This window comes from Micromonospora sp. NPDC048830 (genome assembly GCF_043198215.1).
Classification (GTDB): Bacteria; Actinomycetota; Actinomycetes; order Mycobacteriales; family Micromonosporaceae; genus Micromonospora.
In genome coordinates this window covers 1-15,709 of sequence record NZ_JBICUP010000026.1, presented here as the reverse complement: position 1 = coordinate 15,709, position 15,709 = coordinate 1, and the positions used below count along the sequence as shown (strand labels likewise).

General features: G+C 70.8%; 15 protein-coding genes and 3 pseudogenes. 3 read left to right on the top strand and 15 right to left on the bottom strand.

Features of this window, described 5'->3' with window-relative positions:
• Window positions 1-40 precede the first annotated feature (40 nt).
• From ACGFIZ_RS21550 to nfi, 3 genes are all read right to left on the bottom strand, one after another.
• The gene (locus tag ACGFIZ_RS21550; RefSeq protein WP_393421780.1) at window positions 41-1,426 is read right to left on the bottom strand and encodes a phosphomannomutase/phosphoglucomutase; all 1,386 of its coding nucleotides are present in this window, start codon (window positions 1,424-1,426) and stop codon (window positions 41-43) included.
• 69 nt (window positions 1,427-1,495) lie between these two features.
• A complete protein-coding gene (locus ACGFIZ_RS21545; RefSeq protein ID WP_393421917.1) occupies window positions 1,496-2,551 on the bottom strand; it encodes a hypothetical protein in 1,056 nt (351 codons plus the stop codon).
• Between the two features lie 140 nt (window positions 2,552-2,691).
• The gene (gene nfi / locus ACGFIZ_RS21540) at window positions 2,692-3,363 is read right to left on the bottom strand and encodes a deoxyribonuclease V (protein ID WP_393421778.1); all 672 of its coding nucleotides are present in this window, start codon (window positions 3,361-3,363) and stop codon (window positions 2,692-2,694) included.
• A gap of 194 nt (window positions 3,364-3,557) precedes the next feature.
• Here nfi and ACGFIZ_RS21535 point away from each other — a divergent pair, with 194 nt between their 5' ends.
• The gene (locus tag ACGFIZ_RS21535) at window positions 3,558-4,094 is read left to right on the top strand and encodes a hypothetical protein (RefSeq protein ID WP_393421776.1); all 537 of its coding nucleotides are present in this window, start codon (window positions 3,558-3,560) and stop codon (window positions 4,092-4,094) included.
• 160 nt (window positions 4,095-4,254) lie between these two features.
• On the opposite strand, the gene ACGFIZ_RS21530 is transcribed toward ACGFIZ_RS21535, so the two are convergent.
• Window positions 4,255-4,980 (bottom strand): Clp protease N-terminal domain-containing protein, encoded by a 726-nt coding sequence (locus tag ACGFIZ_RS21530; RefSeq protein WP_393421774.1) that lies wholly within the window; start codon window positions 4,978-4,980, stop codon window positions 4,255-4,257.
• A 472-nt stretch (window positions 4,981-5,452) separates the two neighbouring features.
• Here ACGFIZ_RS21530 and ACGFIZ_RS21525 point away from each other — a divergent pair, with 472 nt between their 5' ends.
• Together ACGFIZ_RS21525 and ACGFIZ_RS21520 are read left to right on the top strand one after the other, a co-directional pair.
• Window positions 5,453-6,736, top strand: a complete 1,284-nt coding sequence (locus ACGFIZ_RS21525) for an EI24 domain-containing protein (RefSeq protein WP_393421772.1) — start codon at window positions 5,453-5,455, stop codon at window positions 6,734-6,736.
• Window positions 6,661-6,990, top strand: coding sequence for a MarR family winged helix-turn-helix transcriptional regulator (locus ACGFIZ_RS21520; protein ID WP_393421771.1), 330 nt, complete (start codon window positions 6,661-6,663; stop codon window positions 6,988-6,990). The genes ACGFIZ_RS21525 and ACGFIZ_RS21520 overlap by 76 nt, the downstream gene beginning before the upstream one ends.
• Window positions 6,991-7,103: 113 nt before the next feature.
• On the opposite strand, the pseudogene ACGFIZ_RS21515 reads toward ACGFIZ_RS21520, so the two are convergent.
• From ACGFIZ_RS21515 to ACGFIZ_RS21465, 11 genes and pseudogenes are all read right to left on the bottom strand, one after another.
• A pseudogene (locus ACGFIZ_RS21515) lies at window positions 7,104-7,211 on the bottom strand (pentapeptide repeat-containing protein); the annotation flags it as partial.
• Window positions 7,212-7,270: 59 nt separating this feature from the next.
• Entirely contained in the window at window positions 7,271-7,723 is a 453-nt protein-coding gene (locus tag ACGFIZ_RS21510; protein WP_393421769.1) for a SitI3 family protein, read from the bottom strand.
• A gap of 10 nt (window positions 7,724-7,733) precedes the next feature.
• Window positions 7,734-8,132 carry a hypothetical protein gene (locus ACGFIZ_RS21505; RefSeq protein WP_393421767.1) on the bottom strand — a complete coding sequence of 133 codons (399 nt, stop codon included), beginning with the start codon at window positions 8,130-8,132 and terminating at the stop codon, window positions 7,734-7,736.
• 158 nt (window positions 8,133-8,290) lie between these two features.
• On the bottom strand, window positions 8,291-8,818 hold the full coding sequence (locus ACGFIZ_RS21500) for a DUF6244 family protein (protein WP_393421915.1): 528 nt from the start codon (window positions 8,816-8,818) through the stop codon (window positions 8,291-8,293).
• A 34-nt stretch (window positions 8,819-8,852) separates the two neighbouring features.
• Complete coding sequence (locus ACGFIZ_RS21495) at window positions 8,853-9,137, bottom strand: hypothetical protein (protein ID WP_393421765.1); 285 nt, start codon at window positions 9,135-9,137, stop codon at window positions 8,853-8,855.
• A 104-nt stretch (window positions 9,138-9,241) separates the two neighbouring features.
• A pseudogene (locus ACGFIZ_RS21490) lies at window positions 9,242-9,517 on the bottom strand (hypothetical protein).
• 399 nt (window positions 9,518-9,916) lie between these two features.
• Window positions 9,917-10,471: a class IV adenylate cyclase gene (cyaB, locus tag ACGFIZ_RS21485; RefSeq protein ID WP_393421763.1), complete on the bottom strand. Its 555-nt coding sequence runs from the start codon at window positions 10,469-10,471 to the stop codon at window positions 9,917-9,919.
• Between the two features lie 13 nt (window positions 10,472-10,484).
• Window positions 10,485-11,531 (bottom strand): aldo/keto reductase, encoded by a 1,047-nt coding sequence (locus ACGFIZ_RS21480; RefSeq protein ID WP_393421761.1) that lies wholly within the window; start codon window positions 11,529-11,531, stop codon window positions 10,485-10,487.
• A 12-nt stretch (window positions 11,532-11,543) separates the two neighbouring features.
• On the bottom strand, window positions 11,544-13,190 hold the full coding sequence (locus ACGFIZ_RS21475; RefSeq protein WP_393421913.1) for a B12-binding domain-containing radical SAM protein: 1,647 nt from the start codon (window positions 13,188-13,190) through the stop codon (window positions 11,544-11,546).
• 703 nt (window positions 13,191-13,893) lie between these two features.
• The gene (locus ACGFIZ_RS21470) at window positions 13,894-14,223 is read right to left on the bottom strand and encodes a hypothetical protein (protein ID WP_393421759.1); all 330 of its coding nucleotides are present in this window, start codon (window positions 14,221-14,223) and stop codon (window positions 13,894-13,896) included.
• 767 nt (window positions 14,224-14,990) lie between these two features.
• Window positions 14,991-15,614: pseudogene (locus ACGFIZ_RS21465) on the bottom strand (phosphotransferase family protein); the annotation flags it as partial.
• Between the last annotated feature and the right edge of the window lie 95 nt (window positions 15,615-15,709).

Here is a 15,709-nt window from a genome sequence, read left to right as displayed (position 1 = left end):
GCGGGTCGACGGCCGGCGGTGCCGACCGGCGCAGGCGATCTTAACGGCGAACCCGGTCGAGCACCTCGTCGCGGAGCGTGGCCATCCGCTCCGCGGTCGGGGCCTCGACGTTGAGCCGCAGCAGCGGCTCGGTGTTGCTGGCGCGCAGGTTGAACCACGCGCCGTCGGGGAAGGACAGGGTGAGCCCGTCCAGCTCGTCGGCCTCCGCCTCCGGGTACGCGGCCCGCACCTCGGCGACCTTCGCCGCCTGGTCGGGCACGGTCGAGTTGATCTCCCCGGAGGCGACGTAACGCTCGTACCCGGCGGTTAGTTCGGACAGCGGCAGGTCCTGCTCGCCGAGCGCGGCGAGGGTGTGCATGGCGGCCAGCATGCCGGTGTCGGCGAACCAGAAGTCCCGGAAGTAGTAGTGGGCCGAGTGCTCCCCGCCGAAGATGGCGTTGGTGCGTGCCATCTCGGCCTTGATGAAGGAGTGGCCCACCCGGGCCACCAAGGGCTCGCCGCCGTGCTCGCGGACGATCTCCGGCACGGCGCGGGAGGTGATCGGGTTGTGGATCACCGTGGCGCCCGGGTACTTCCCCAGCTCGCGGACCGCCACCAGCGCCGTGATGGCCGACGGGGAGACGGGCTCGCCGCGCTCGTCCACCACGAAGCAGCGGTCCGCGTCGCCGTCGAAGGCCAGCCCCAGGTCGGCCCCGTGCTCCCGGACCGCGCGCTGGAGGTCGACCAGGTTCGCCGGGTCCAGCGGGTTGGCCTCGTGGTTGGGGAACGTGCCGTCGAGTTCGAAGTAGAGCGGGACGATCTCCAGCGGCAGCGCGGGCAGCACGGCGTCGCCGAGCACGCTGGGCACCGTCCAGCCGCCCATCCCGTTGCCGGCGTCGACGACGACCTTCAGCGGCCGGATGCCGGTGAGGTCGACCAGTCCGCGCAGGTGGGCGGCGTACTCGGGGCGCAGGTCCCGCCGCCGCACCGGCCGGGTCGGCTCGCCGGCCGGGCGGCGCGTGCCGGAGTCGAGCATCGCCTGCGCCCGGTCCCGGATGTCGGCCAGGCCGCTGTCCTGCCCGATCGGGCGGGCACCGGCGCGGCACATCTTGATGCCGTTGTACTTGGCCGGGTTGTGGCTGGCGGTGAACATCGCGCCGGGCAGCCCGAGGGTGCCGGAGGCGTAGTAGAGCATGTCGGTGGAGCAGAGGCCCAACTCGATGACGGAGCGCCCCTCGGCCCGCACGCCGGCGGCGAACGCCTCGGCCAGCCCCGGGCCGCTGGCCCGCATGTCGTGCGCGATCAGGACGGCGTCGCCGGGCTCGCCGATGGCGGCGAGCACCTGGGTGAAGGCGGCCCCCAGCGCCTCGGCCGTCCGCTCGTCCCACTGGTCCGGCACCGTCCCTCGGACGTCGTACGCCTTCACGATCTGGGACAGTTCAGACACCGGTTTCGCTCCTTGGCCGCAGGTCGTCAACGCACCTGAGCGTATCGGAGCGTCCCGGCGCCGCCCGGATCAGTCGGGCAGCCGGGGCATGATCGTCGTCGCGTCGCCGGGCGCGGGCGGGGTGGCCGGTGGCCCGGAGACCGGGCCGGCCTGCGCCGGGTACGTGGTGCCGCCGTAGCCGCCCCCGCCGGCCGGCGGGGTGGCCGGCGCGTCCGGCCGCGTGCCGTACACGGAGCCGGACGGGGCCGCGGCCGGCCGGCCGTACACGCCGCCGGACGGCGCCCCACCGGCGTACGGCGGCGCCCCGGCCCCCGCCCGGTAGGTGGTGCCGCCGGGTTGGCGTGGCTGCGGCAGGCCGGGATGGGCGCCGCCGGCCGGCTCGCGCTCGGCACGGGACCGGCGGACCAGCAGCACGATCAGGCCGGCGCCCACCACGACCAGGCCGAGGCCGAGGAGCATGTACAGGGAGATGCCCCCGGAGCCCTCCTCGGCGGCGACCGTGCTGGACTGGCCGGCCTGCCCGCCTGCGGCGGCCAGGGTCGGGCCGGCGTCGGCGGGCACCTCCTCGGTCGGGGCCACGGTCGGGGACGGGGAGCGGCTCGGGGTGGGCGACGGGCTGGGCGAACGCCGCCCCTGCACCACCCGCGCCGTCGTGGCGTCCCGGCCGAGGGTCTGCCCGCGCGCGGTCGTCGCCTCGCCCACCACCGTCAGCCGGCCGGCCGGGGCGCCGGGACGGAAGGCCAGCCGGTAGCGCAGCGTCACGCTCTTGCCCTTGCACAGGGTCGGGTTCGCCGGCGTGACCTGCTGGGTGGCCACCACGCCCCCGGCGCCGCCGGTCGGCACGGGCCACCAGCGGCCGCCCGTCGCGAACTGCACGGAGACCTGGTCGGCGGCGAGGCCGTCGAGCCGCAGCCCCAGCGTCGAGCGCACCATGACGCAGCCGTCGGTGCGTCTGCGCACCTCCACCGACACCGACCCCGGCGAGCCGCCGGGGGTTAAGCTGTCCGCGGCGCGCACCCGCACCGAGTCGCCGTCGGCGAGGGCCGGCGACGCGCCGACGGCCAGCAGGCCGCCCAGCATCACGCAGACCGCCGCGAGCCGCGTCGCCTGCCTACGTACCGCCATGGTCACCTCGCACTCCTCCCCGGCTGGGGTCCGCCGGTCAGGTTACTACCGGCGCCGGACAACCCCGGGTGATTGAGCGCACCGAATGTGCGCCGCATTACGCCGTGCGCCGGCCGGGCCGGGAAGGCCGCCGGCACATCTCAGGGCACGGCGGGCAGCGCCTGACGGCAGAGCCGATCGGCGGTACGGGTGGTTTCCGGCAGCCGGTACCGCGGGGTCAGCGCGAGCACCCGGGCGCACGCGTTGTCCAGGCTCATCCGGTGCCCGACGCTGACGAAGACGGGCTTCACCCCGTCCCGGGTGCGCAGCACCCGGCCCACCACCTCGTCGCCGTCGCGCAGCGGCGACCACGAGCCGCGCTCCGGGCCCGGCGGCTCCCACCGGCCCACCAGCGGCGTCTTGCCCACCCCGAGGGCGGGCAGGCCGGTGACCACGCCCAGGTGGCAGGCGAGTCCGAACCGGCGCGGATGGGCCAGCCCGTGCCCGTCGCAGACCAGCAGCTCCGGCCGGACGGTCAGCCGGTCCAGCGCGGCCAGCAGGGCGGGCAACTCCCGGAAGGCGAACAACCCGGGGACGTAGCCGAACGCGGGCCGGCCCACGCTGACCGCCTGGTCCACCACGGCCAGCGTCCGGGCGTCCAGCACGGTCACGGCCGCCGCGAGCCGGTCGCCGGCCTCGGCGTACGCGACGTCCAGGCCGGCCACGGTCGCGGGCGCGGCGGGACCGGGCCCGACCAGGTCCGCCAGCGGTCGCAACCGCTCCTGTACGGCGACCGCCTCGGCCTCGGTCCGCGGGGTCGCCGACGTCGTCACGCGAGGATCGTATGCGGTGCCCGGCGCCCCGCCGCGCGTCGCGGCACGGGTCGAGGCTGCCCCGGTACGCGGGCCGGTGCGGCCGGCGGCCGGGCGGCGACACACCCGGCCGGTCCGGGCCGGCTTTTCGCACACCTGTCGGGTAGGTTCTTCTGGTCCCGAATCCCGCCACGACGACAGGAGAAGCTCCGCGCATGGGCAAGAAGACGATCCACGTCTCCGACTTCAGCGGCACCGTACTGGGGCCGGACGACGAGGTGGTCCGTGTCGTGGTGCTGGAGCACCCCGACCTGGTGGCCGGGCCCGTGCAGCTGGACGCGACCCCGGTCGAGGTCGAGAGCATCGACGACGCGGCGCTGGACGTCGCGGTGGTCGAGATCCACGACCGGCACGGCGGCGGGGAGCCGCGCCGGGTGGTGCTGACCGCGAGCGAGTTCGACGCGATGGCCACCGACGTGCCGATGGCCCAGCTGCTGCGGACCGCCGAACGGGTCCGCCCGCCGAAGGCGCGCAAAGGCGTCGAGAAGGTGGACTACGGCACCATCGAGCACGCCGGCAAGCCGCACCGGGGGCGGGTCACCGAGGAGGAGGCCCGGCTGGTCCGCGAGCAGCTCGACGAGGTCAACCGGCGGCTGGCCGAGGCCGGCCTGCGGCAGGTCGACCCGAACGACCCGGAGCACGCCGCCCGCTACGGCTTCCCCGCCGTTCCGCTGACCGTCCCCGCGCCCTGACCGCTCCGGCCGGCGCCCGGGCCTCGACCGCTCCGGCCGGCGCCCGGGCCTCGACCGCTCCGGCCGGCGCCCGGGCCTCGACCGCTCCGACGGGCGCCCGGGCCTCGACCGTTCCGGCCGAGCAGCAGGGGGTCGACTGTCGCCGCCCGGAAACCCCTCGCTACGGCCGGAGGGCGGCCAGCGCCTCGGCGACGTGACGCTCGGCGGCGGCCTTGTCCACCCCGAGGCCGGCCAGCACCCCGGCGCCGTCCTCCAACTCCAGCAGGGCGAGCAGGAGGTGCTCGGTGCCCACGTAGTTGTGGCCGAGCCGCAGCGCCTCGCGCATGGTCAGTTCGAGCGCCTTGCCGGCCCGCGCGTCGTACGGGATCAGGGCCGGCACCTCCCCAGCCGGCGGCGGCAGGGTCGCGGTGACGGCCTCCCGCACCCGCTCCAGCGGTACGCCCTGAGCGACGATCGCCCTGGCGGCGAGCCCCTCGGGCTCGGCGAGCAGGCCGAGCACCAGGTGCTCGGGGCGGATCTCGGCATTGCCGGCGGCGCGGGCCGCCTCCTGCGCGGCCAGCACCACGTTGCGCGCCCGGGGGGTGAAGTTGCCGAAGCCCCGGCCGGGGTCGAGGGTCGACGGCTCGGCGGAGGCCTTCGGCACGAACCGCTTCTGCGCGGCCTGCTTGCTGACCCCCATGCTGCGGCCGATGTCGGTCCAGGAGGCGCCGGAGCGGCGGGCCTGGTCCACGAAGTGGCCGATCAGGTGGTCGGCGACGTCGCCGAGGTGTTCGGCGACCACGACCGCGCCCGCGAGCTGGTCGAGGGCGTCCGTGTGGGCCTTCTTGATGCCCTCGATCAGGTCGTCGAGCCGGATGGTGCGGGGCATCTGGGCAGGATTCGTCATGCGTCAACCATAGGTTGACGGCTGCTCGTCGTCAACCACAGGTTGACGCCCGCCGGCTACGCCCCTGTCAGCGCCGTCCGGATCAGTTCCTGTCACGCGCCGCACCTCAAAGCCCTGTGCGTGTTCGTTGGCCGCACCTCATCGCTGAGCAGTGGACCGTCCCCGCCGGCGTCCGCGCCCGCCGGTGCGGCACCAAACCCACCGGCACGAAGGCGGGGTCAAGTCGACCAACACCTTGACAGCCGACAGGAATTCAGCGTGAGGCCCTGTTCTCCCCCATGGTCGCCGGGGCCTCACCACGGCGGAACGGTCGAGCCCCTGCCGTTCCCTGCCGCGGGACTGCACCGACGCAGGCCGCCGCAATCCTTTAGGGACAGAGACACGGAGAACGGCCGGAGGGGGATACTTTTCCGACTGCCGATTCACAACGCTCGAACTTCGCCCTGCCCGTCCCGACCGCCTGGGAGAACGCATGGATCCGCAGCCGCGCCCACACCCGACGGGCCATCCGCCGCTGCCCTACACCCCCTCACCGACCTACGGGGTGCGGCCGAGCGTGCCGGTGGTGCCGGCCCCGACCCCGGACGGGTCGGCGGCGCCGATCCCGGGGGCGTCGGTGGTGCCGGGCGTGGACGCATCGGTGGTGCCGGACGCGGGGGCGTCGGTAGTGCCGGGCGCGGGGGCGTCGGTGGCGCCGGGCGCGTCGGTGACCTGGGACGGGGCGGGACCAGCCGCGGCCCGGATAGCAGGGGTCGCCGGGCAGGCCGTCGGAGCCGCCGGGCACCAGGCGCTCCGCGGTGTCAGGACGCTGGGTAGCGGGATCGGGCGCTTCTTCATCGGCGTCGGGTACTTCTTCCGTGGCGGCAAGCTGTTCGTCACCACGCCCAGCCTGTGGGCGCTCGCGCTGGCGCCCGTCGTGCTGACCGGCGTGGCCCTGCTGGGGCTGCACGAGGCCACCGCGAGGCTGGTCGAAGGGCTCAGCAACTGGCTGCTCGGGCTCGTGTCCGGCTGGCCCGACGCCGTGCTGTGGATCCTCGACCAGGTGCTCTGGATCGCCGCCAATCTCCTTTTCCACACGGCGATAGCCGCGCTCACCGTGCCGCTGACCATGCTGTTCGGCGCGGCGTTCTTTCCCCTGCTGACCCGCGCGGTGGTTCGGCGCAGCGGCGGCACGAACCAGGGCGCACCACCCTGGTACCGCTCGGCGACGGTCTGCCTGCGCCAGACGCTCATCATCACCGTGGCGTTGCACGTGGGCTGGCTGATCGTCCTGCCGCTGCTGTGGATCCCCGGCGTGAACGTGGCCGCCGCCTTCGCGGGCGGACTGCTGTTCAACGGATTCCTGATCGGCACGCTGCTGCTCGCCGTGCCGCTGCACCACCACGGCGTGTGCGGCGCGAGCGAGCAGTTGCGCTTCGCCTGGCGGAACCTCGGTTTCACCCTCGGCTTCGGTGTGACGAGCCTCTGCGCGCTGATCCTGCCGGTGCTGTCGCTGCGGATGCTCGCGCTGCTACCGATCAGCCCGGTGCTCGCCGCGCCGGGCATCGGCCTGTACCTGCTGACCGCGCCCTCTGCGCTGGTCGGCGCGGTCCTGCTGCACCAGCGGATCGACGCGGCCGGCAACACCGGGGCGGCTCCGCTCGCGCCACGCGCGCTCACTGCCGATGCCTGGACTTCCTCATGGACACCGGCGCAGCCACGGCCGGGCAGCTCGCCGAGCAGACGAACCTCACCACCGGGGCGATCACCAGCATGATCCGACGCCTGGAACGGGCCGGTTACGTCACTGCGGAGCGCGACCCGGCCGACCGGCGACGCGTCATCGTCACCCTCGTACCGGAGCGAATCGAGGACGGCACCCGGCTCTACGCCTCGTACGGCAACGCCATCAACGAGGTTCTCGGCCGCCACAGCACCGAGGAAATCCGGCTGCTCACGCGACACTACGACGAGATGAGCGCCGTCTACAGGGCCCAGCTCGCCACCCTGGGCGGCGACGAGAGCTCGTAGGCGAGGCTGCCATGCAGCGGTCCATGCGATAGGCGGAGGCGCGTAAGCACCCGAGCGCATCCGTGGCGTCCCCGGTCAGGATGGCGTCAGTGGCCACGGGTGCTCCCTCGGCGTCAGTCGTTACGCACAGTCAGGCGCAGGACATCGACGGCCAACCGGGTGAGATCGGGAAGTTGGTCCTCGCCGACGATGACGCCGCGCAGGTTCTCAAGCGGCGCCTTGCGGGCGCGTCAGGGCCGAGGCCCGTGGCAGCCGCAGAATGTGCAGGCCGCCGAACCACTCACCGGCCAATAAGATCGTCCCCGCCGTGAACGCCCCACCAACTCAGTGCGTGCCTGCGCAGCGTTCCCGAGAAGCGGGTCAGCAGCAGCCAGTCGGCGTCGAGGATCAGCGCGGCGTCCTCCGGCCGCTCTCCCAGCACCTGGGCCACAGACGCCAGCATCTCCCGCGTCGCCCGGTCGGATGATTCGTCCTTACCCAACCGGAAGCCGATGTTGACGTACCGCTCCGGTTCCCACTCCCACACCGAGCCGTCACCATCCTCGGCCTCGAAGTAGCCGTGAGAACCCGCGTAGATGCTCACCGTGTAACCGCACCGATCGCTGAGGTCCGCACTCAACACGCGGGGCCTGCCATCTGTCGCCGACTCCTCGGCACCGTCCGGAGTAACGACGCCGGCCAGCACATCGAGAGGAATGTCGCCCGCCAGCGTCAAGCGGTACTCGGTCGCCATGGGTAACCCTTCAGTCTCGTCGCAGGATCTGGATTATCGCCCCGCTGCGCGTCACCGCCACCAGTTCCTTCAGCCCTGCGATCGGCCAGTCGTCGAACTGCTTCTGCAACGCCGCGAGATCGCCACGCCAGTCGTTGAGGTTGACCACCACCCGTTGGGTCTGCTCACTGGCAATCTTGTCGGCAACCCCGCTCCACACGCCTCGCACGCTCTTCGCCGGCGTCGGGGAGTAGCAGTCGAAGACGTGTCCCTCGATCAGGTAGTCGGGATCCTTGCCCGGTTTGCCGAAATCACCGGTACCGAGTCGGGCTTTGGCGACCTCTTGCCTGGTCGGGTTCTGGTGGAGTAGGTATCCCTCGGCAGCGACGGTATCGGCACATTCGTTCTCCAGTTCCAGGGAGCGCCGCACGCGTTCGTCCTCCTTCGAAGGGATCCGGGTACGTCGACCGGTAGGCGAGCCGCCGTACTTTCCGGTGGGCTTGCGTGTCCACGGCGTCGTCACTCCCGTGCCGGCGGACGGTGTGGGAACCGAGGCAGGGCTGGTCGGTACGGCACCGCCAGCCCGGCTCAGTTTCCCGACGACCCCAGCTGTCGTGCCTCGGCGATCGCCGCTTCAATGACTTGGCGGGTGGTAGCGGTGCGCTGGACCAGCATGACAAGCACCTGTTTGATGCTCTCCAGAGCCTGGAGCAGCGGCCCTGGCTGCCCACCCTGCAAAACCGCGACGACAAGCTGCTGCGCCTCACCGACGTGGGTGATCGTGGCGGCTGTCTGGTCGCGGATGCCGTCGACCGCACTCTGCACCGGGGTCAGCCCGGTGATTGTCTCCTCCGGACTGGCCTGCTCCGGGACGCCAGCAGTCGCCTTCGTGGCATCACCGACAGCACCGGCGAGGCCGCCCAGTCCGCCCCGGATGGTGGTGATGGCCCCGCGAATCCGCGCCAGACCGGCAGCGACCCCAGTGAACCCGGCACCCGCAGCCCGCAGCGCGATCTCCTGCGCCTGCTGGTCAGCAGCGGCAGCCAGACTCTGCGCGCGTTCGACCCCGGTGGCCAGCGTACGCAGCTCCGTAGTGATCTTCTCGACGTGCGACACGCTGTCGGATTCCTCCACCTGGCGATGAGAGCTGTCAGGAGGTTGAACCTACCGGCACGGCACGGACGTCACCAGACGTCGCGAAGCAGTAAGCGATCAGTGGTCGCGGCCGATAGGGATGTGCCAGTAGCCCTTGCTGATCTACTGGCCGAGCTTGATACCAAGGGCGACGATGAACGCGTCCAGGCGTCGCGTCGCGCACGTCCGCGGTGTCGCCCTTGAACTCGAACTCGACGAAGTCGCCGGCGTCCACGACGAGGTCGAGGACGATCTCGATGTCCGACAAGGTCCACGCCTGGCGGGTCTTGTCGACCGTCACGGATGAAACACCGCCGTGACGAACAGGGGTTAGACGTGGAGCGTGCGTCACCGCCCCTGCGGCAACGGCTGAAAAAGAGATCGGTGAGGGGCGGGAGATCGCGGTCAGCGCGGCGTCTTGGATCCAGCCCCGCCGCGACGTCGGGCGGGCCAGCCGAGGAACCGGTCAAACAGGTCCGTGACGTCGCCGACCGTGCTCGGGTTGAGCCGGTGCAGGTCGTCGATGGCTTCAGCGAGCAAGCCGGCCAAGTAAAGGAAGAGACCAACCTCGTTGTCGCGTTACTCGGCGACCGATGCGAGCCGCGCCCGTCCGCAGGGCCAGGGCTGCCCGCAGCGGCGGCACAACCAGAGCGGACGCAGCGGCAGGTGCTCTGCCGGCACGGGCCGCCGATCCCCGGCCGGCGCTGGCCTCTGTGCGCGGTGGGCTTGCCGGCGTCCCGGCAAGCCCACCGCCGTCGGCCGGCGGCTGGGAGCAGACCGCCGGTCACCCGCCCACGCAGCCCTGCTGGCGGTACGCGAGCGGGGAGTCACCCGTGCGGTCGACGGAGTACCCGGCGCGAGCACTTGCCGGTGCGTCGGGTCGCGGTCCGACCTGTCGCCGATCGGCACGTCCATCTGGATCTCCCTGCCATGAGGTTGCCGCTGGCCCACCGGCGCACCGCTGGGGATCGGCGCGTCGACACATCCAGGCTGGCTTTGGCGGTGCATAAACGGAATGTCTCGCCGGTGCACCCGCAGTGCACCTGCAGTCACCGCATGTGCGTGATGAACAACGAAGGGTCAGTGGTCGCGGCCGAGAAGGATGTGCGGGTATCCCTTGTTGACCTGCTGACCGAGTGCGACGTCGAGAGAGGCGATGAACTCATCCAGCCGTTGGGTGGCATCGCCGACATCGACGGCCTCGCCTTTGAACTCAAACTCGACGAAGTCACCGGCGCCCACCACATGGTCGAAGACGACCTCGACGTCGGACAGGGTCCACGCCTGGCGCGTCTTGTCGACCGTCACCAGGGGTTGGAAGTCGAGGGCCGCCAGCAATAAGCGGACGGCCTCGGCGTCCCCGACGGAGGTCTCGTACTCGTCGGCGTGGGTCTTGGTCACAGCGTCAACGGGGTGCCAACGCTTGAAGTTGATCGACGCTCCGTGGTCCTCTGTGCGAACGCGTAGCCACTCGGACATCGTGGCGGGAGCGAGGAAGTCACGGTGCGGCGCGTTGTAGTAGGCGTCGATCTGCCGGGTGGGCTCAGCGGGTTTCGCGCCGAGCTCGACGAGCCTGGACTTGAGAACCTCGGCGTCGGGCAGACCGTACTTCTTCTCGACCTCGATGTAGCGCACGGTGTAGTTCCTATCAGTAGGTGTCTGGGTTGGCGTGAAGCACGGCCCGGATCTGGGTGATGTCGTCGGCGTGGAGTGGGTGGTCGAGGCTGGCGATGATGGTGTCGATCTGGCTGGCGTCGCGGAAGCCAACGAGTATCGCGGCGTCGGGGGCGTGGTGCAGGGCGTACTGCACGCAGACGCGCGCCATGGCGGCGGGACTGTGCCCGTATCGGTCGCGTAGGGGTGCGAGTCGAGCGTGTAGCTGCCGGCGGTTGTCCGGGGTGAAGGCCGGGTCGGTGCTGCGGTGGTCGCAGGGGCGCAACTGCCGCTGGTCGGGGCGAGTTCCTGTGTGTAGGAAGAGGCCCTGTCCGAGGACCTGTTTGATCAGGACGCCGACGCCGTGACGGTGGGCGAAGCGGAAGATGTCGGTTTCATGATCGGCGTACAGCGGGCTCAACAGGTTATAGCGGCTGGCGAGTACGTCGGGGCGTACCTGGTCGAACAGATACAGCCAGCGGCGGGTTTCGGCTGCCTGCGGCCGGTCGCTGGCGGCCCACTCTTCGGCGAACCGGTGTGGTGCGCGCATGCCGACCGCGCGGATGAGGCCTTGGGTACGCCAGGTGCGCATGAGCTCGACCGCTTCGGGCAGGTAGCGGTCGCGCGGCCCGAAGTCGCTGCTGTGGAGGAAGTAGATATCGATGTAGTCGGTGCCGAGGTTGTCCAGGGTGGTGACCAGTTGTGCGCGCATCTGCACGGGGTGGTAGGCGTGGCGGGCGGTGCCGGCGAAATGGCCGACCTTGCTGGAGATGGTCAGATCTTGGCGTGCGCTGACGCGGAGAAGTTGACCGAGAAGGCGTTCGGAGCGGCCGAGGCCATAGACGTCAGCGGTGTCGAAGAGCGTGACGCCCCGTTCGAGAGCGTGTACGAGTCCGGCGAAGGCCGCGTCAGGGTCGACGTCGTCCCAGCCGATGGGGGTGCCCCGGTTGGTGGCGGGGCCGCCGATGGTCCAGCAGCCGGCCCCGATCGCGGAGACTTCGGCGTTGAGGCCGTTCAGGTAACGGCGCGGCACGGGGGTCATGGTCGGGTCCGTTCAGGTGCCGCACGGGTCGGTTGCGTTGATCAGCTGCCAGCCGCGGGCGGCAATCCACCGTTGGTGTTCGTGCCGCAGGATGTCCCGGCGGTCGGCTGGCAGGCCCGCGCCGACCGTGGCGACGACCGGTTCCAGGTCGCTGCGCAGCTGTGCAAGGAGGGCATCGGCTGCCGCCTGGCATCGCGTATCGAGGTCGCCGTGGTCTACGGCGGCCGGGTCGGTACGGACGAGTTCGTCGAGCATCGTGCCGAGTAGCTGGTAGGCGGCGTTCTTCAGCAACCGGCGCAGGTCGCGGACCATGGCGTAGGGGGCGCCGCTGAGGGTCTTCTCCAAGGACTTGAGGGTGTAGTCCAGCGCGAAGTTCCGGTCGATCCACAGCTGTGAGCGGTAAGCGAGCACGCCGATGCGCCAGTCGGCGTAGCGGGCCTCGACCCGTCCCATTGCCGGGTCCGGCTGCCCGGTGAGCCCGGCCGCTTCGGCGCGGCGGCTGTAGGCCGACCCGATCAGGCATTCCATGCCGACAAGCATGTAGCTGATGCTGGTGTAGAAGGGACGCCCGGTGGTGTGGGCGGCCACCCACCGCTCGTCGCGCACCCCGTCGATGATTTCGGCCACGGTCAGGTCGGGCTGGGGCCGCAGCAGCAGGTCGGTGCGGCCCTGGAAGGTGTACGTCTGGCGCAGCTCGGCGGCGGTCATCAGCTGGTCGAAGGTGATGTAGGTGAATCGCGGTGGTACTCCCAGCGCGGTGAGGGTGCGAATGGCCAGGGCGTTCTGCTCGCTGGTGGTCTCCTTGTGGAAGCGGTCCAGGATCGAGGTCACCCCGGACTCGACGCCGAACAGGCAGCGGCGCAGTTTCCGGTCGACCAGGCCGCGCCACAGATGGCCTCGTTCGAGGTGCCAGGTGCGGTCCCGGTCGGGCCGTACGACCTGGTCGACCCGGCAGCTCGTCTCCCAGCTGAAGGCCGACTGGGCGAGGGTGTCCGCGATCTGCAGGGCCCGGGTGACCGCGTCGTCGCCACGTCCGATGAACTCCTCGTCGACCAGGTAGATCGTCCTGTTCAGGTTCGGATGCCGGTCGAACACCGCACTCATCTGACGCAGGAGCCAGGGCAGCACATCAGGTTGCGCCGCGGACCATTGCCCCTTGTGGCCGCGGGGGCAGAACGAGCAGTAGTTGGTGCAGCCCCGTGACGACTCAAGTTGCGCGACACCTCGGTGGGCGAAGGTGCGATCGAGTAGATCCAGCTCCGGCCACATGTCGGTCTGCGACCGGTTCGCCACCGTCGCGGTCCGGCGGGAGCGGTTGATCGGCATCAAGGTCGGGGCCTGCGAGATGTCCCGAAAGCCGAGGCCCCGAATCTGCCCAATTCGCAGGTCACCGTGCCAATGAGCCAGTACGTCGGCAATAGTGGGTTCTCCCGCCCCTCGGCAGATGAGCATGTTCGGATACCGGTCCAGGAGGATGCGCTCGTTGCGGGCGGTCAGCGAGCCGCCGGCGACAACCAGTGGGGGCTGGTCGAGGGCGGCAACGGCATCCAACAGCTGGGTGGCCAGGTCATGCTGGCCGAAAGTCACGGACACACCGAGTATCTCGACTCCGTCGCGGACCCGGTCGACGATGTCGTCCAACCCGATGCCGAGTTGCATGTCCATCAGCTCGACCTGCCCGAGAAGGGTGGACCGGGCTGCCCGGGCCAGGTCGGAAATCGCGAGCGGGAACCGAGGAAGCGGAAAGTGTTCCGGGTGGTACAGCGACGCCAACAGCAACCGTGGCCGCAGCAACCGCCGCTGTCCCTCTGCGGTGATTTGTGCGGTGGACAGCCAGCTGTCCGGGTCAGCCACTTCCACATGGCCGGCAGTCCAGGCTGGCCATAACCGGCTGCGATGCGGCGTCCCGGACAGGTCGGCCGCCGTCCACGGCCCTGACTGTTGCTGGATGAGGACCAGCCGACGGTCGAGTGTTCCGGTCACCACCACCGTTCGCTTCTCGCCGACCACCGAGGTCAGCGCGGCACGCACGGCGTTCGGATCCTCCAACGGCACCGCCGCCAACAGCCCGCGGCGTGAGGGGATTGAACCGGTGGCGTGCGCGCACGCATACAGCAGCCGAGCGTGGACAGACGTGGCCAGATCACGCATTGAATATCTCCGTGACAAGCAGAGGATTGCGGGCATGGGCATGCGCCAATGCCCGCCCAAGGCGGCGGCGGGAGGAAAGGAGCTGCGAGGATTCGCGGGCAGCGGCGGGACAGGGCCGCGACGGTCTGCTCAGTGCGAGCTGACGGGAACCAGCCCGCGCGCGGGCGTCACACGCCGCGCGGTTCCATCAGCTACACGGTGTCGGCGTCACTCAGCTTGAGGGGCCGCAGGAAAGTGTGGCGCTCGTGACCGGTGTGGTTACTCCGGGTGCATTCTCCACCGGCACATCAGGGCGGCGGATCCAAGCGACCATGCGGGTGTACCAGGCGGCGAGGTCGATGGAGAGCCCGAGCCGCTGCGCGTCCTGCACGGCCTCGTTGAGCATCACGACGAGGTAGAACGCCAGGGAAAGCCGATATCCGTCGTACTCGCGCAGCAGACGAAGCCGGGCCGGTGAGCAGGGCCATTCGGCGCCGCAGGCCCGGCACCGCCACAACGGGCGCATCGGCAGGTGCGGGCGAGGCGGTTCGGTACGGGTCACCACCGACCGCCCCGCCATGGGGTCGCCTGGTGGGCACCGGGGCGGCGATGCCCGTTGCCGGGTTGCGCCGCCCGCCTGGATACGGTCACCTCGCGTCCGGTCAGAAGGCGCCAGGCCCGGCGCAAACTCTGAAAAGCCGTCGACAGGGCCTGCTCCCGCCTCGGCGAGCCAAGCGCGGCAGGGGCCGGTGTCGGAAATTGCGCATCGGGCTGGGTGATGTGGGAGACGTACAGAGTCACAGCCAGCTCCCCAAGAGCACGGCCCGGACTGGCGGGATTGTGGTGGTCAAGGGCGGTGGCGGCGTGGGCGTGGCGGGCGCGCGCATCCGCGCTAGGACATCGATGGCGTCCGGACCGGCAGGGCCAATCTTGACCCGGTTCGCACCGCCGATCATCGGACCGCTCCCGGACCCTGGGCTCTTGGGTTGTCGCGGGCCCCTGCGGGAGGCCGTTCTGCGTGCGGGCATGGTCCTACCCCTTCTCGGAAGGGCACCGAGGTGGGCGCGGAAATGCGGACCTGGAAGCGCCATCCGTACCGCGCCACACCTCGGGCCGTTACTCGACCGGTGTTGACTCCGGCCGGGACACGGGCGGCGACTGGGCTTCAGTGATGCCCGGACCGTTCCGCCTATGTGTTCCTGAGGTCCACGATCGCTTCGTGGCGGGGTGGGAGATAGACCCAGCGTGGCGGGTCACGGTGGGCCCCATCGTGTCCGAGCTGCGCGGATGCTCGCGCGTTGGTAACGCCGGCTGCTCGGTGAGCTGGGTTCAGAGAATCCGCCACCGACGGAGCTCTGCCTCGTCGCCGACGAGGCCCGCGATCCGGTGGTGCACTTCGTCGGCAGCCTCGGTTCCAGGACGGGACTTGCGGGCGTTGGTCGCGATCATCTGCAGTTCGCGGAGCTGACACAGCTCCTCGAATCCCGGCCAGGAGGTGGCATCCCAGCCGTAGGCGGCGGTGAAGTCAGCGAAGGCCGCCGGGCCGGGAGAGGCGAACCGGCGGCAATGAACGGCAATCGTCGCGATGTCCCACTCCCGGGGCCCGAGGGCGGCGCCATCCCAGTCAGCCAACACGGGCGTACCGTCGAATCGCCGGAGCGCGTTGCGGATCTGGGGGTCGGACTGGATCAGACTCGTACCGCGGGGAAACCGCATCGTCTCCCAACCCGCAGCCAGCACCTCGAGCTGGCCCGTCAGCAGAGCTCGCTCCTTCTCGGTCAGGATCTCCGATCGGGCAACGGATCGCACGATGCCGTGGATCGGTCGCAGAGCGGGCACCGCCATGGGCGGGGCGGGCAGGGCGTGCAGGTCACGCAGAAGCGTTCCGAGTTCAGAGACAGTGATCGGGTGTCGGTGCGCCGGGTCCAGGCGCTGCCAGACCGTGACGGCGTGGGTCAAGTCCCTGGGAGTGGTGTTTCGCGGTTGAGGCGTGATCTTTTCGGTCTGGGTTAGAAGGGGTGTTCTCCGGGGTCGGTGGTGGAGTCGTT

Bases quoted from the DNA above. Each gene is read 5' to 3' on its own strand.
- ACGFIZ_RS21545 (WP_393421917.1), bottom strand. From the start codon at position 2,551: ATGGCGGTACGTAGGCAGGCGACGCGGCTCGCGGCGGTCTGCGTGATG.
- ACGFIZ_RS21535 (WP_393421776.1), top strand. From the start codon at position 3,558: ATGGGCAAGAAGACGATCCACGTCTCCGACTTCAGCGGCACCGTACTG.
- ACGFIZ_RS21530 (WP_393421774.1), bottom strand. From the start codon at position 4,980: ATGACGAATCCTGCCCAGATGCCCCGCACCATCCGGCTCGACGACCTG.
- ACGFIZ_RS21525 (WP_393421772.1), top strand. From the start codon at position 5,453: ATGGATCCGCAGCCGCGCCCACACCCGACGGGCCATCCGCCGCTGCCC.
- ACGFIZ_RS21520 (WP_393421771.1), top strand. From the start codon at position 6,661: ATGGACACCGGCGCAGCCACGGCCGGGCAGCTCGCCGAGCAGACGAAC.
- ACGFIZ_RS21510 (WP_393421769.1), bottom strand. From the start codon at position 7,723: ATGGCGACCGAGTACCGCTTGACGCTGGCGGGCGACATTCCTCTCGAT.
- ACGFIZ_RS21480 (WP_393421761.1), bottom strand. From the start codon at position 11,531: ATGACCCCCGTGCCGCGCCGTTACCTGAACGGCCTCAACGCCGAAGTC.
- ACGFIZ_RS21475 (WP_393421913.1), bottom strand. From the start codon at position 13,190: ATGCAACTCGGCATCGGGTTGGACGACATCGTCGACCGGGTCCGCGAC.